The 14,500-nt window shown below is 45.5% G+C and carries 12 protein-coding genes and 1 riboswitch; of the genes, 8 read left to right on the top strand and 4 right to left on the bottom strand.

The window, feature by feature from the left end:
* Positions 1–21: 21 nt before the first annotated feature.
* Positions 22–2,448: a glycerol-3-phosphate 1-O-acyltransferase PlsB gene (plsB, locus tag R7E00_RS19675; protein WP_213907449.1), complete on the bottom strand. Its 2,427-nt coding sequence runs from the start codon at positions 2,446–2,448 to the stop codon at positions 22–24.
* Between the two features lie 368 nt (positions 2,449–2,816).
* Between plsB and lexA the strand changes: the two genes are divergently transcribed.
* From lexA to dinF, 3 genes are all read left to right on the top strand, one after another.
* The gene (gene lexA / locus R7E00_RS19670) at positions 2,817–3,437 is read left to right on the top strand and encodes a transcriptional repressor LexA (RefSeq protein WP_005378682.1); all 621 of its coding nucleotides are present in this window, start codon (positions 2,817–2,819) and stop codon (positions 3,435–3,437) included.
* A 184-nt stretch (positions 3,438–3,621) separates the two neighbouring features.
* Positions 3,622–4,416 carry a class I SAM-dependent methyltransferase gene (locus R7E00_RS19665; protein WP_005378679.1) on the top strand — a complete coding sequence of 265 codons (795 nt, stop codon included), beginning with the start codon at positions 3,622–3,624 and terminating at the stop codon, positions 4,414–4,416.
* A 55-nt stretch (positions 4,417–4,471) separates the two neighbouring features.
* Complete coding sequence (dinF, locus tag R7E00_RS19660; protein WP_054579651.1) at positions 4,472–5,821, top strand: MATE family efflux transporter DinF; 1,350 nt, start codon at positions 4,472–4,474, stop codon at positions 5,819–5,821.
* 57 nt (positions 5,822–5,878) lie between these two features.
* On the opposite strand, the gene sthA is transcribed toward dinF, so the two are convergent.
* Positions 5,879–7,309 (bottom strand): Si-specific NAD(P)(+) transhydrogenase, encoded by a 1,431-nt coding sequence (gene sthA / locus R7E00_RS19655; protein ID WP_206960053.1) that lies wholly within the window; start codon positions 7,307–7,309, stop codon positions 5,879–5,881.
* 263 nt (positions 7,310–7,572) lie between these two features.
* On the opposite strand from sthA, the gene fabR reads away from it, so the two are divergent.
* The gene (gene fabR / locus R7E00_RS19650; RefSeq protein WP_005378632.1) at positions 7,573–8,214 is read left to right on the top strand and encodes an HTH-type transcriptional repressor FabR; all 642 of its coding nucleotides are present in this window, start codon (positions 7,573–7,575) and stop codon (positions 8,212–8,214) included.
* Positions 8,214–8,579 carry a YijD family membrane protein gene (locus R7E00_RS19645; RefSeq protein ID WP_005378634.1) on the top strand — a complete coding sequence of 122 codons (366 nt, stop codon included), beginning with the start codon at positions 8,214–8,216 and terminating at the stop codon, positions 8,577–8,579. The genes fabR and R7E00_RS19645 overlap by 1 nt, the downstream gene beginning before the upstream one ends.
* Positions 8,580–8,645: 66 nt before the next feature.
* Here R7E00_RS19645 and trmA read toward each other — a convergent pair whose 3' ends face one another.
* A complete protein-coding gene (trmA, locus tag R7E00_RS19640; RefSeq protein WP_206955044.1) occupies positions 8,646–9,755 on the bottom strand; it encodes a tRNA (uridine(54)-C5)-methyltransferase TrmA in 1,110 nt (369 codons plus the stop codon).
* A 184-nt stretch (positions 9,756–9,939) separates the two neighbouring features.
* Positions 9,940–10,140: riboswitch (cobalamin riboswitch) on the top strand.
* A gap of 55 nt (positions 10,141–10,195) precedes the next feature.
* Here trmA and btuB point away from each other — a divergent pair.
* Genes btuB through murI form a run of 3 tightly spaced genes read left to right on the top strand, consistent with a single transcriptional unit; the run spans position 10,196 to position 13,618 of the window.
* On the top strand, positions 10,196–12,031 hold the full coding sequence (btuB, locus tag R7E00_RS19635; protein ID WP_005389692.1) for a TonB-dependent vitamin B12 receptor: 1,836 nt from the start codon (positions 10,196–10,198) through the stop codon (positions 12,029–12,031).
* 59 nt (positions 12,032–12,090) lie between these two features.
* The gene (locus R7E00_RS19630) at positions 12,091–12,783 is read left to right on the top strand and encodes an ATPase (RefSeq protein WP_005389693.1); all 693 of its coding nucleotides are present in this window, start codon (positions 12,091–12,093) and stop codon (positions 12,781–12,783) included.
* A 31-nt stretch (positions 12,784–12,814) separates the two neighbouring features.
* Positions 12,815–13,618 (top strand): glutamate racemase, encoded by an 804-nt coding sequence (murI, locus tag R7E00_RS19625; RefSeq protein ID WP_047104461.1) that lies wholly within the window; start codon positions 12,815–12,817, stop codon positions 13,616–13,618.
* On the opposite strand, the gene R7E00_RS19620 is transcribed toward murI, so the two are convergent.
* Positions 13,581–14,036, bottom strand: coding sequence for an RNA-binding protein (locus R7E00_RS19620; RefSeq protein WP_017821270.1), 456 nt, complete (start codon positions 14,034–14,036; stop codon positions 13,581–13,583). The genes murI and R7E00_RS19620 overlap by 38 nt on opposite strands.
* Between the last annotated feature and the right edge of the window lie 464 nt (positions 14,037–14,500).

The raw sequence follows: 14,500 nt of genomic DNA, 5'->3' as shown, positions 1-14,500 counted from the left end.
TATTGGACGAAGGTAAAACGGTTACGACCGAAGTTGGTGAATACTCTCTTCTATCGTCAGTTTCACTTCTGGATAAAGCAGAGTGAACAGTAGCCGTGCAAATTGCTGCGTTTTCTTCGTGTCACAGTTACCATCGTTATCGAGGTATTTTTGCTGTTTGAGCGTATTGAACATCGCGGTAAACACACCTTTATCGAAGAATTCTGGCGCATTAATACCGTGCAAACGCCCTAGGCGTTGAGCAATATCTTGGCTCTTCTGCTCTAGGTCCGATTTACCCAGCTCAGGGTAAGCAACAAGCAAGTTCATCGCGATAGAGTAGCGTTGCAGCGTTTCAGTTATCGTACGACCTAGCAGAACCAAAGGCTGGTTGTTCGATTGATTGATCTCTAGCTTATCACCATCAAGACTAATCATTTTCTGATCGGCAAATTCATGCAGTGTTTTAACGACCAATTCATCTAACTCGTCTTCTTGGTAACTTAAGAACAGCTCTTTCTTCAAGAATGGGTAGATTTGCGCGACATTCGCTTGAATCTTGGCTACCGAAAGGTTGCGCTGACGAATGAGCATTTGGGCAATTAATGACGGCAGAGCGAACAAGTGAATGATGTTGTTGCGATAGTAAGTCATCAGGATCGATTGGCTACGGTCCAGCGAAATGATGTCACCCATGCTATCGGTTTCAATCACGAACTTATCAAGCGAAATTGCATGATCGACCAACTCCTCAGAACTTTCGGTAGGGATAGTGGAGGTGCTTGAGTACGGATTATTTTTGAGTAGCTTTAAGTAACACTCGATCTGATTGATCAGCGAGTCACGAGAAAGTGCACGTTGACGAGAAGCAAGCAGTGCGGTTGCACACAAGGTCAACGCGTTTGCTGCCGCCGCATCGTTGATGTGCGTCATCATCTTATTAGCAAGGTCGTTGACCACAGGATTCATCCATTGTGGTTTGTTACCACCCATGCTGTCGATGTCTTTCGTCCACTCAGGAGCATGCTCGTTCAAGTATTGGTTGAGCTGAATTGGCTCACCGAAGTTCACATAGCCCAAACCAAAGTTACGCAGTTTACGCAGAGTACGCAGTACAAGCCCTGCGTTTTCTTTCTCTTTGCGTTTGCCACGCAGCTCTTTCGCGTAAGTGCCCACTTCCATTACGTGCTCGTAGCCGATGTAGACCGGCACTAGCGTTACTGGGCGGTTTAAACCACGTAGCATTGCTTGGATGGTCATAGCCAGCATACCCGTTTTCGCTTGCAGTAAGCGACCTGTACGTGAACGACCACCCTCACTGAAGTACTCGACTGAATAGCCTTTGGCAAACAGCTCTGCTAGATACTCACGGAAAATGGTTGAATATAGTTTGTTGCCTTTAAAACTACGACGAATAAAGAACGCCCCACCACGACGGAAAAGAGGACCGGCCGGGAAGAAGTTCAAGTTAATGCCTGCCGCAATGTGCGGAGGCACCATGCCTTCATGGTATAAAACATAAGACAACAGCAGGTAGTCCATGTGACTACGGTGACACGGAACGTACACAATTTCGTGGCCGTCTTGCGCTAAACGACGCACAGTCGAGGCGTTATTGATGTGCAAACCTTGGTATAGTTTTGTCCATAACCAACTCAGGATGCGGTCGCCGTTTTTCACCAGACTATAGGAGAAGTCGGCAGCAATTTCATCCATGATGTCGTGGGCTTCTTTACGTGCCTTATCAATCGAGATGTTTTTGCTCTTGGCTTCGTCAGCAATCGCCAGTTCAATAGCTGGAGATTTTAGTAAACGAGCAAACAACACTTGGCGTTGTGGCAAGTTTGGGCCTGAAGCAGCCAGTTTCTGGCGTGAGAAGTGGATACGCGCCACGCGAGCCAGTTTGTGCGCAATTGCGCTGTCGGTACCGTGAGAGTCTGCCATATAACGCAGAGATACCACGGGACTAAAGCGAACTAAGCAGTCGCGTCCCGCCGCCATTACTGCTTTGGCTTTTTGCGGACCATTCATCGGTTGAAGGTAAGGCTTTTGGTTCTCTTCTTTACCTGGCTTACGACCCCAAAGCACGGTTGCAGGGATCATTTGAACATCCAACTCACTATTCAGTTTGTGCAGTTCCAGTAAGTCAGTGAACAGAGAGACAGAATCGGTTGGGACATCATTATCGTTGTTCATCACAGTTGGACGCGCAGCGATAAAGACGAAACGGTTCAGCGTTTTGCCATTGATTTCCAGCGGGCTGAGCGGGTCGGGTAGACCAAGGCTCATGGCTTGTTTTTGCAGTGTCAGCAAATCCACGTTCGAGCGGAACGGCAGGGCATATACAATCGGTTTAGTTAGGTCGATGTTCAGATCTTCAATCGGGTTCGACGGGATTGCGGTGCCCTTTACCAGTACCGATAAAGGTAGTTTTAGTAATGAACGTGAAAATGATTGTCCAGAAGACATAAAGTTCACAGCCTCAATAGGTATTCAAACAGGCCTAACCTTATTTCAGTTTCCGCTTTGCATGTCTTCTCTATAAAAAGAGATGAGTACGGCAATAGAAATAAGCCTAGGCGATAAAATTTAAGCGCTGCAAGGATACCAGAAACTGGTCAAACCTTTTAATTTTATTGGCTGTAAATTAGTCGAACCCCTAAGTTATTGCTTTGAATTGATTAACTGAAAAGTCGGTGTTTTAAACGAATAAAGAATGAACTTAATCGGTAAGCTGAAAGCTCCCCACAAATAAATTAAAAAACAACCAATTGGGTTTTCATTTGAGCATTTACTGGATATACTCACAGTTAACTGTATAAAAAGACAGGTGAGACATGAAGCCGTTAACGCCACGCCAACAACAAGTCTTCGATTTGATCAAAAGTAAAATCGATGACACCGGAATGCCACCAACTCGTGCAGAGATTGCGCGTGAGCTTGGCTTCCGCTCTGCGAATGCCGCAGAGGAACACCTAAAAGCGCTTGCTCGTAAGCAAGCAATTGAAATTATTCCAGGCGCTTCTCGTGGGATTCGTATCCTGCTTGAAGACGCAGCCAATGATGAGCAGGGTTTGCCTTTGATTGGTCAAGTCGCAGCGGGTGAGCCAATTCTGGCTCAAGAGCACGTAGAGGCGCACTACCAAGTCGATCCTGCGATGTTCAAACCGCAAGCGGATTTCTTACTTCGTGTAAATGGCGAGAGTATGAAAGACATCGGGATTATGGATGGCGATTTGCTCGCGGTGCATAAAACCCAAGACGTGAGAGACGGTCAAGTTGTCGTTGCGCGTGTTGATGATGATGTGACTGTGAAGCGTTTGGAGCGCAAAGGTTCAACCATATTACTGCATGCTGAGAATGAAGAGTTTGCCCCAATCCAAGTGGACTTAACGTCTCAGCACCTTACGATTGAAGGCTTAGCCGTTGGTATTATTCGTAATACCGATTGGATGTAAGTGTATTTAAGCAGCCTAGTTGATCTGGGCTGTTTTGTCTTTTCTCTTTTTCTACTTCCTCCAAAAGCTTGCTCATCATCTTGACCTTGTTTGTTTTGACCAATTTATAAGCTTGATAATGTAATTGATATTCATTATCATCTTTATTAATGTCTATGTTTTCTCTCTGGCGCAGGAAATGCCCATGTCTCAGTCTAAACATCAAGTTCCTAACCATTTATTAAAGCCACTGTTATTGCGTAGCCGTGAAAGCATGGTCGACAATGGCTTGGTGTACGATCCGATAGCTGCTAAAGCGTGTTTGAGCTGTAAGATGGCGCCGGATTGTTTGAGTGGTGATATTGCGCAGAAGCAATTGCTGCACGTGACGCTGACTCAGCTTTGTGACCAGCAGGTTAGTCACTTCTTACAGCAGTATCCCGATGCTTGGATAATCAATGTTGGAGCGGGGTTGGATACCCGCTTTTATCGTTTGGATAATGGACGCTGCCATTGGATAGAGCTGGATGTGACGGAAAATTTGGTATGGCGTCAGCGTTTGTTCCACAAAAATGAACGTTATGAACATCGCTGTGGCAGTGTGGATGAAATGTCGTGGCTAGAGACGTTAGCCATTCCAGAGCAAGCACCGGTACTCATTTTATGTGAAATGGCACTGCTCGATTGCACAGAGCGTCAAGTCGCGAAATTTATTCAAACCTTAGGTCGACATTTTGTTTCTGCTGAACTGTGTATGGTGCTGGCAGGAGATTTAACGGAAACCAAGTGGGGACAAAAGCTTGGCTCTGATCGTTATGCTCATGGCTTTGAAGCGCCTGCAGCACAGATATTGCAATGGTTACCATGGGCACAGTGGGTGAAAGCTTTCTCGCCATTCGATAGATTCTGTTCTCGTTGGAAAGCTTGGCAGCGTTGGCTTAATAAGATTCCAATGTTGAAGCATCGCCTCACGCCAGTACTCGTTCATATCAAGTGGTAATTGGCTAGTCGTTAAGCGCTCAGGTACACTCGTCGATCTTACTGATGAGGTGCCTGTGACAAATTCAATCTTCTCTCCTTTATCTAACCCAAAAGTTCATCGCCAAGTCTTAGCTTTAGCGATACCTATGGTGCTGTCGAATATTACTGTTCCATTGCTCGGTTTGGTCGATGCTGCGGTGATTGGTCATCTAGACCACGCTTGGTATTTGGGCGGTGTTGCGTTGGGCAGTACCATGATCAGCGTGACATTTTGGCTGCTTGGTTTTTTGCGTATGTCGACTACTGGGTTGGCGGCGCAGTCCTATGGCGGTGAAGACCGAAAGCAACTTGCCTTAGTGTTCATGCAAGGCTCACTTATGGCGCTGCTGTTTGCGTTAGTCTTCCTTATTGCCCATAACCCGATTGCTGATTTGATCTTTGGCTGGAGTGACGCCAGTGCTGAAGTGAAGCACTACGGCATGCAATATTTCTCTATCCGAGTGTGGAGTGCCCCCGCTGCGCTAATGAACTTTGTGTTGTTGGGATGGTTGCTCGGAACGCAAAATTCCAAAGCACCAATGTGGATGGTGATCATCACTAACGTGACGAATATTGTCCTCGATTTGTTGTTTGTGATTGGTTTGGGGTGGAAAGTAGAAGGCGCTGCACTGGCATCGGTGATTGCTGACTACTCAGGCATGGGTTTTGGTCTCATGTGTGTCTGGAAAACCTGGCGAGAGAGGCAATTACCATCACCTCAAAAGTTGCTAACCAGCACTCAACACGGTTTAGGGCGATTCGTGAAATTGAATCGTGATATTTTCTTACGCTCTTTGTGTCTGCAAGCGGCTTTTAGCTTTATGACGTTCCAAGGTGCGAGCTTTGGTGATGAGGTTGTCGCTGCAAATGCGGTTCTGATGAGCTTCCTGATGATTATCTCGTATGGCATGGATGGCTTTGCTTATGCAATGGAGGCCATGGTCGGGAAGGCGATTGGTGCCAAAGATAGGCAACAATTGAGTGCATCGCTTGTCGGCACTTTCTTTTGGAGTTTGGTTATTTGCTTAGGACTGACCGCGCTCTTTGGTTTGGCGGGATCGCAGTTGATCGCCATGATCACTTCAATTGAGGTGGTACAACAGCAAGCAGCGGTGTATCTACCTTGGCTGGTGGTGATGCCACTTGCGTCGATGTGGTGCTTTCTATTGGATGGCATTTTTGTCGGTGCAACCAAAGGCAAAGACATGCGCAATAGTATGTTTGTCGCGACCAGCAGTTTCTTCGTTGTCTTTTACTTATTCGCCGAGTGGGAAAATCACGCGCTGTGGTTTGCAATGACGAGCTTTATGTTGATGCGGGGTATTGGTTTAGGGGTTATCTTTCTCTATCAATGGCACAAGGATACCTTCCTCGCACAATGTTGATATAAAAACAGCAGGTCCAAGCCTGCTGTTTTTCTGTCTGCTATCAAGAAGCATAGATTAGAACAAGCGGTTCAAACCATTCAACGCAGCGACACGATACGCTTCGGCCATTGTTGGATAGTTGAAGGTGGTATTGACGAAATACTCGATGGTATTCGCTGAGCCTTTTTGCTCCATAATGGCTTGACCGATGTGGATAATTTCCGCGGCACGTTCGCCAAAACAGTGAATCCCTAAAATTTCTTTGGTTTCACGATGGAACAATATCTTCAAGCTACCGATGTCTTTTCCTGCGATCTGTGCACGAGCTAGATGCTTGAACGAAGAGCGTCCTACTTCATACGGTACTTTCGCAGCTGTTAGCTCTTGCTCGGTTTTACCCACAGAGCTAATCTCTGGGATGGTGTAGATACCTGTTGGAATGTCATCAATCAGATAGTTTTCTGCCTGACCTCTCGTAATGGCTTGTGCGACAAATCGCCCTTGGTCATAAGCGGCGCTTGCAAGGCTAGGGTAACCGATGACATCGCCTACAGCGTAAATGTGCTCAATATCGGTTTGGTAGTTACGGTTTACTTTTAGTTGTCCGCGAGAGTCCGCTTCCAGACCCACTGCACCCAAATTCAACTTATCGGTGTTACCTGTTCGACCATTCGCATACAACAAGCAGTCTGCCTTCATCTTCTTGCCAGATTGTAGGTGAATAATCACGCCATCTTCTGTGCCTTCGATTTTTTCATAGGTCTCATCATTACGAATTACTACACCGCTGTTCCAGAAGTGGTAAGACAGCGCATCTGACACTTCATTATCCAAAAACTCCAACAAGCGGTCTCGGGTATTGATAAGGTCGGTTTTCACTCCAAGGCCGCGGAAGATAGAAGCGTATTCACAACCGATAACGCCCGCACCGTAAATGATGATATGGCGAGGGTCGTGTTTCAGGCTCAAAATGGAATCACTGTCGTAGATGCGCTCATGCAAGAAATCTACGTCGTTAGGCTGATACGGACGAGAACCCGTCGCGATGACAAACTTATCTGCAGAATAGATTTCTTCTGTACCGTCGCTTTGCATCACTGCAATTGAGTAGTTATCGATAAATCGCGCGGTTCCGAACAAAAGTGTGCATGAGTTACGGTCATAAAAGCCCTGACGAAGTCGAGTTTGCTTATCAATGACCGATTTAGCATGACCTAAAATGTCAGAAAATGTTGCATGAACGCTGGTGTTGTTTCGACAAAATAGCGGGTTGCTATTAAATTCGATGATGCGGCTAACGGCATGACGCAGTGCTTTAGATGGAATAGTTCCCCAGTGAGTACAACCGCCGCCGACACTGCTTTCTTTCTCGACAATGGCAACATTCAGTCCCGCTTTGGTTAATCCCATTGCAGCCCCTTCTCCGCCAGGGCCACTACCGATTACGATCACGTCATAGTGATTAACATGCGCCATGATGCCTTCCTTGTTATATTTGCTTAACATTGCTTTAGCGCGATTTTAACTCATTTACTCTATTGGTACACGTCATGCCTGTTAGAGAGTGGAAGTGATCACGCAGAATCGACCAAAAGGGTGATTTGGTATGTTGTATGTCTATAAATTGCATCGAGAACATTGCAATTAGATGCATGCCAATAGTAACGTTCTCGGCGCTCAGAGCGAGCGAAGCAACATATCTTTCTCCGTAGGAGCAAATTGCGTTATATTGAGGCTCTTGTACCCTACAGAAAAAGAGCAAGTTAAGAATGAAATCGATGGGAATCCGCGCACAGCAAAAAGAGAAGACACGTCGATCATTGATCGATGCGGCATTTAGTCAATTAAGTGCGGATCGCAGCTTTTCCAGCCTTAGCTTGCGAGAAGTCGCCCGAGAGGCAGGGATTGCACCGACTTCTTTTTACCGCCACTTCAAAGATATGGATGAGCTAGGCTTAACCATGGTTGATGAAGGCGGTTTGCTACTACGTCAACTGATGCGTCAGGCGCGTCAACGTATTGTGAAAGAAGGTAGCGTAATTCGTACCTCGGTCGAAACCTTTATGGAATTCATTGAAAGTAGTCCGAACGTTTTTCGTTTGTTGTTGCGTGAGCGCTCCGGCACTTCTGCTGAATTTCGTACCGCTGTTGCTCGAGAAATCCAGCATTTTGCGGCAGAATTAACCGAGTATTTAATGAGCACCGGCGTGACCAGAGAAGAGGCGTATACTCAAGCAGAAGCGTCTGTGACTTTGGTTTTCAGTTCGGGAGCTGAAGCTTTAGATTTAGATCGACGTGAGCGCGATGAACTCGCCGAGCGATTGATCATGCAATTGCGAATGATAGCCAAAGGGGCCTATTGGTATCGCAAAGAACGTGAACGTAACCGATTAAAAGGCGGGATAGAATAATGTCGAATGGAAATAAATCTGAAAAGAAAACGCTGATTTTGGCACTGGTTGCAGGTATGTGTGGTGATGCTTTGTTGTCATGGTTGACCATGAGTGAAGTGTCTTTTTCAATCTTCCCATTGATTGCACTCGTACTGGCTGTACAAGCTCTTTACCAAGAGTACCTAAATAATCCGGTATCAGAAGATATCCCATTAGTTGGCTTGGCGTGTTTCTTCGTAGGTGCGTTTGGCCACTCTGCGTTTATTAAGGCGCAATACCCAGAAGCAGGCTCAAACTTCTTTGCGATCATGGTTTCAATGATCTTACTCGCATGGATTGGTAAGAAGTTAGGTTTTGTCAGCAAGAAGACTTCTGCGGAATAAGCAAAACGAATCAAATACAAAAAAGCGAGCCATTGAGCTCGCTTTTTTTGTATTTGACGCAGTGGGTTACGCTTTGCGTTCCAATAGCACGCCCGCTTCCATATGGTGGGTATAAGGGAATTGGTCAAACAGAGCAAAACGCGTCACGTTGTGTGTTTCGCATAGAATGTCCAAGTTCTCTTTTAGAGTCTCAGGGTTACAAGAGATGTACATGATGCGCTCGTAACCTTGCACCATCTTACAAGTATCGACATCCATCCCAGCACGTGGTGGATCGACAAAAATCGTGTTGCAGTTGTAGCTCTCCAGATCTACACCTGCATCTTGTAGACGACGGAATTCACGCTTACCTTCGATCGCTTGAGTAAATTCCTCTGCTGATAGACGTAAAATTTGTACGTTATCAATCTTATTGGCGGCGATGTTGTACTGTGCAGATACCACAGATGGCTTCGCTAGCTCAGTTGCCAGTACGCGGTCGAAATTCTGTGCCAACGCCAGCGAGAAGTTACCGTTACCACAGTAAAGCTCTAGTAGGTCGCCAGTGCTTTCTTGGGTACAGTCGACCGCCCATTCCAGCATCTTCTCTGCGACTTTGCCGTTCGGCTGAGTGAAGCTGTTCTCTACTTGTTGGTAGATGTAGCTTTGACCATTTACATCGAGCTTCTCGATAACGTAGTCTCGGTCTAGGACAATCTTCATCTTACGAGCGCGACCAATGATGTTTAGGTTAAAGCCTTCATCATTTAAACGCTGTTTAAGGGCTTTCGCGTTTTCAATCCACTCTTCATCAAGTTGGCGATGGTAAAGGAGTGAGACCAGAATCTCACCACTTAGCGTCGATAGGAAATCCACTTGGAACAGTTTACGACGTAGTGAGTCGTTGTCTTTCATCGCTTCAACCAATAGCGGCATCAGGTCGTTGATCAGACGGCTTGCTGCAGGGAATTGGTCAACACGGTACTTCTCACGAGTTTCTTGGTTGAACATGATGTAGTAAAGATCTTCGCCTTCATGCCAAACACGGAACTCAGCACGCATGCGGTAGTGCTGCTCTGGTGATTCAAACACTTCCAGTTCTGGCATGTTGTATGGCGCGAACATATCCGTGAGACGTTCGACTTTTTCAGCCAGTTGTTCTTGGTAGCGTTGTGGGTTTACATCAAGAGTAGCCATGATCTTACCTTTTATGGTGCATTCAATTTAAGAGCGCAGATTTTATTCAATCTCAATAGGATGTCCAGTTTTGTACTGGAATTGATTTAAAGATAGTGCGTACAGGCAGAGTAGAAAGCAAAATCAATCAAAACGTTACAACTTCTAAGGGCAATATTGGCTGGACAAATAATCAATAGCTGAATAATATTTGCCTCAAGTTGGTGCTATCTAGCAATCTAGATGGCTGAAATGGGAATCTGGTGTGAATCCAGAACTGACGCGCAGCGGTAAAAGAGAACGAACGCTCATCAGACACTGCATTAGTTTATGTGGGAAGTCGAGCAAGTAGGCGGTACACCCGTGCTCTTGAGTCCGAATACCTGCCAACAACTGAGCCACAGCACTGGACTGTCATGATGACAGGGCTCGGAAGGAATTACGCGATTTAGGACAATACAATGAGAAAATCCGCACTGGCGATAACTTTGGCATCGCTGCTTTCACCTGTCTCTTATCTACAGGCCCAAGAAACCTCCACTGACGAAACCATCGTTGTTACTGCAAACCGTTTTGAGCAAGCCGAAAGCCGTACGTTGGCAGATGTCGAAGTAGTTACTCGACAAGACATCGATCGCATTCAAGCGAAAACCCTACCAGATGTATTGCGTCGCCTTACGGGGATTCAAGTTTCACAAAATGGTGGTCGTGGTCAGTTAGCGTCTTTATTTGTTCGTGGAACCAGTTCCGACCAAGTTTTAGTACTGGTTGATGGCGTACGTTTTGCACGAGCAGCGAAGGGCGCTGTGGACTTTAACCAAATCCCACTTACTTACGTTCAACGTATTGAGTACGTGCGTGGTGCGCGTGCGTCACTTTATGGCTCAGAAGCGATTGGTGGCGTGATCAATATCATCACCATTGCGCGTGCTGACGAAGAAGGAACGAAGTTAAGTGCGGGTTTAGGTAGTTTAGATTATCAAGAATTGAGTGTGGCATCTGGTATTAAAGTCACAGAGAGCGGCCAGCTAAATATCGCGCTTGGTAGTGAAAGTGATGATGGTTATAACGTTCGTCCTGTACCGGGAGTTAATGACGGCGATCGCCATGGCTTTGATACAAAGAATGGTCTGCTAGGTTACGTGCATAACTTCAATGACCAGTGGTCTGCATTTGGTAACCTACGTGCTTACGAAAATGTTTATCAATATGACAGCAGCTACGGCAGTCGCGGTTACTACGAAGCAGAAAAAGACGATCTTTCTGTCACTCTGGGCGGTAAGTATCAGTCTGATAATGTGATGTCAGAACTACAAGTAACAGCACAGAAACAGAAGTCTTGGAACTATGAGCAAGCAAAAGGCAAACACTCAGGTACTGAAGATGAACTTGAGCAGCAAAATGTCCAGTGGACCAACAGTTACTTGCTAAACAACAATACGACGTTGGCTGGTGGTATTGATTGGCGCAACGAGTCTTATAAAGACAAGAGTGCGAATAAAACGTTTGATCGTACCAATGGCGCTCTGTTTGGTATGGCAACCACTAGTATTGATAAAGCAATGCTCGAGGGCAGTGCTCGCCTTGATGATAACGAAGAATACGGTAGTGAGTTCACTTACAGTTTAGCGGCTGGTTACCAGTTTGTACCAGAGTTTGGGGTTAAAGCCTCTTTTGGTACTGCGTTTAAGGCTCCAAACCTATATCAACAGTATGACCCAACATACGGTGAGAAAGATCTGAAGCCGGAAGAGTCAGATGCTTGGGAGTTAGCATTCAGCGGTGATGTCCAAGGCGTTTTTTGGTCCGTAACGGGTTATGACTATAAAATCACGAATCTTATCGATTACCATCCAACCACATACAAATATTTGAATGTCGATGGTGAAACACATATCCAAGGTGTGGAGCTTGTTGCTGAGTTTGATACAGGGATTGTGCAGCACCAGTTGAGTGCAGATTACAAAGATGCCGAAGACGATAAAGGGCATCAGTTGCAGCGCCGCGCTAAAGAAATGTATAAGTGGAATGCTTTAGTGAGCTTCGATAAAGTGGATTGGTCGGTTAGCTATCAGTACGTCGGTAAGCGTCCAGATGTGGATTACAGCACTTGGCCTTCACAAGATATTACACTTTCTTCTTACTCGTTGGTTGATACGGCGGTGACTTACTATCCGAATGAGTCGACCTCTATTAGCGCTCGTATCGATAATCTACTTGATGAAGAGTATGAGATGGCAAAAGGTTACCCTGCTGCAGAGCGAGCGTACTATCTCAACGTTGGCTACGAATTCTAATCGTGAATGAGCACAAACCGCCTTCGGGCGGTTTTTAATATTTTGTGGTGGAAAATCGAATGAAGAAACCCAAGCGAGTGGTGATCAGTTGGTCCAGCGGTAAAGATTCGACATTAACGCTTGAGCGCCTTAACGAGAATCCAAATTATCAAGTTGTCGGTTTGTACACGACTTACGTAGGAAAAGAAGTCCCTTTTCAAGCAACTCCGCTTGAGGTTGTACAAATGCAAGCAGACTTACTTGCGCTTCCGCTCATTACTATCGAACTGCCTGAAGTCTTTCCGAGTAACGAAATTTATCAATCAACCATCGTTAATGCATTACAAAGTAGTGGTCTGAACATAGAAGCTGTCGCATTTGGTGATATGTTTTGCAATGGCATTGCCGATTACCGACGCAGCTATATTGAACCTGTTGGCTGGGAATGCGTCTTTCCTCTATTAGGGGAGAGCAGCGAAAAACTAGCGATGGAAATCATAGAGCGTGGTATTCAAACGATGTTAATCACCATCGACGGAAGAGTTCTCCCTCCAGAATGGTGTGGTCGCTGGTATGACAAAGCCCTAATAGAGTCATTACCAAGTCAAATTGATCCCTGTGGGGAAAATGGTGAATTTCACACATTGGTCACGTCTTCGCCATCTTTTCAAGGACATATCGAGTTGACGAAGCGAGATGTAGAATCTGGAGATAGATTCAGCCATCAAAGATACCATGCTAAAGCATTGCCAAAACAAATCTACGCAGTATGATCGCAACGTTTCTGTTCTTTAGGTAAGGCTCGTGCGAGTAGCAAGTAAGAAAAAAGTCCTAGTTTTTGACTCCGGTGTTGGTGGCCTTTCTGTATTCCAAGAGATACATCGCCTATTGCCCCAGCTAGACTACTTATACTTATTCGATAATCAGGCTTACCCTTATGGTGAACTCGATCAGGCTGTACTCGTTTCACGAGTTAACCAACTGGTCTCTTCATTAGTCGAAGAACACCAAGTCGACATTGTTGTCATTGCTTGCAACACGGCGAGCACCATAGTGCTTCCTTCCTTACGCGAAAATTTATCGATTCCCGTTGTTGGTGTTGTCCCTGCGATTAAACCCGCATCGCTATTAGCATCAAAAGGAGTAGGGCTGATCGCCACTCCGGCGACAGTAACACGCCAATATACTCACGAGTTAATACGGGACTTTGCGCAAGGCAAACCAGTTGAGCTGGTGGGATCAACTCGCTTGGTAGATATGGCCGAAGAGAAGTTGCGAGGCAACAGCGTTTCTCTCGACGAACTGACAAATATCCTGCTTCCCCTTCGCGATAAAGTCGATGTTGCGGTGCTCGGTTGTACTCACTTCCCTTTAATCAAAGAGGAGATTCATCAAGCTTTGGGTGGGGACGTTACTTTAATTGATTCAGGCGCAGCGATTGCACGTCGAGTAAAAGCATTGCTATTAAGTGATGAAATTGAGGATACAGAAGAGGGAAGTAAGTCGATTTATGCCAGTGCAACTCCTTGGCAGGAAGATGCACTGAACATTTGTTTAAAGAAGCTAGGTTTTAATCCTGTTCAGGTTTACCACCATCCGGATGTTTAGGATCGTTCGCAATTCTCACTTTTAGCGTTCTCTCCATATATTCCTTTTCATTAAGTTTAGCGATAGCTGGCTTGGCATCTGCCGCAGCCATCACTACAAAACCAAACCCTCTTCTTTTTCCAGTACGCTTATCTTTCATTAAGCGTACTGCATAGACCTGTCCATATTCAGCAAACAAATCGCGAACATGACTCTCATTGGCCTTATAAGGAAGGTTGCCGACATACAGCGTTTTAGTTGAAGGATCAGGCTCCGAAGATTGAAGAACAGGTGTTTTGCTAGAAAATGAAAAAAGAAAAGCAGTAGCGATAACACCAATGAGGAAGCTCAAGGCTGGTGGGATGATGAATTGAGAGAAAATGATTCCCCCAACGATGGCCAGCCCAACACATAAAATCAGATTTTTTTTAGACGTCATTTTAATTACTACACATAGTGATAAAGAGATCGATTGTCCATTAACAGAATAGACACATGAATCTTACGTATATGGTTGGTGTTTTTCCAACCAATTGCTGTGATATGTCTCAAATGTGACGAAGAAATATGCAAATATCGCACTTTTGGCTAATTTGTGACCGGTTGGTTTTTTATTTGCAAAAAACGCTTGTACTAATTTCTCAACCCCCTATACTGCGCATCCACCGACACGGAGTGAGACGAAAGTCACATAGCGAGTCGGGAAGAGAGAAAAAAGAATTTGAAAAAAATGCTTGACTCTCTCACGGTGTAAAGTAAGATACGCACCCCTAACGACGAGCAACTAAGTTGCTGAAAATGTTAGAAAAGCTCTTTAAAAATAAGAACCTATCAATCTGTGTGGGCACTCGTTGATGATAATCCAAATAGTTTCTTCGGAAACAATTTAGGTTTCAATGAAAC

The sequence above is a fragment of the Vibrio sp. Vb1755 genome, assembly GCF_033338635.1.
Taxonomy (GTDB): Bacteria; Pseudomonadota; Gammaproteobacteria; order Enterobacterales; family Vibrionaceae; genus Vibrio; species Vibrio alginolyticus.
The sequence above is the reverse complement of the archived record's forward strand: the minus strand, read 5'-3'. Positions and strand labels throughout refer to the sequence as shown.

What these genes read in the sequence shown, in the direction of transcription:
- plsB (WP_213907449.1), bottom strand. Translation starts at nt 2,448, where the DNA reads ATGTCTTCTGGACAATCATTTTCACGTTCATTACTAAAACTACCTTTA.
- lexA (WP_005378682.1), top strand. Translation starts at nt 2,817, where the DNA reads ATGAAGCCGTTAACGCCACGCCAACAACAAGTCTTCGATTTGATCAAA.
- R7E00_RS19665 (WP_005378679.1), top strand. Translation starts at nt 3,622, where the DNA reads ATGTCTCAGTCTAAACATCAAGTTCCTAACCATTTATTAAAGCCACTG.
- sthA (WP_206960053.1), bottom strand. Translation starts at nt 7,309, where the DNA reads ATGTTAAGCAAATATAACAAGGAAGGCATCATGGCGCATGTTAATCAC.
- fabR (WP_005378632.1), top strand. Translation starts at nt 7,573, where the DNA reads ATGAAATCGATGGGAATCCGCGCACAGCAAAAAGAGAAGACACGTCGA.
- R7E00_RS19645 (WP_005378634.1), top strand. Translation starts at nt 8,214, where the DNA reads ATGTCGAATGGAAATAAATCTGAAAAGAAAACGCTGATTTTGGCACTG.
- trmA (WP_206955044.1), bottom strand. Translation starts at nt 9,755, where the DNA reads ATGGCTACTCTTGATGTAAACCCACAACGCTACCAAGAACAACTGGCT.
- btuB (WP_005389692.1), top strand. Translation starts at nt 10,196, where the DNA reads ATGAGAAAATCCGCACTGGCGATAACTTTGGCATCGCTGCTTTCACCT.
- R7E00_RS19630 (WP_005389693.1), top strand. Translation starts at nt 12,091, where the DNA reads ATGAAGAAACCCAAGCGAGTGGTGATCAGTTGGTCCAGCGGTAAAGAT.
- R7E00_RS19620 (WP_017821270.1), bottom strand. Translation starts at nt 14,036, where the DNA reads ATGACGTCTAAAAAAAATCTGATTTTATGTGTTGGGCTGGCCATCGTT.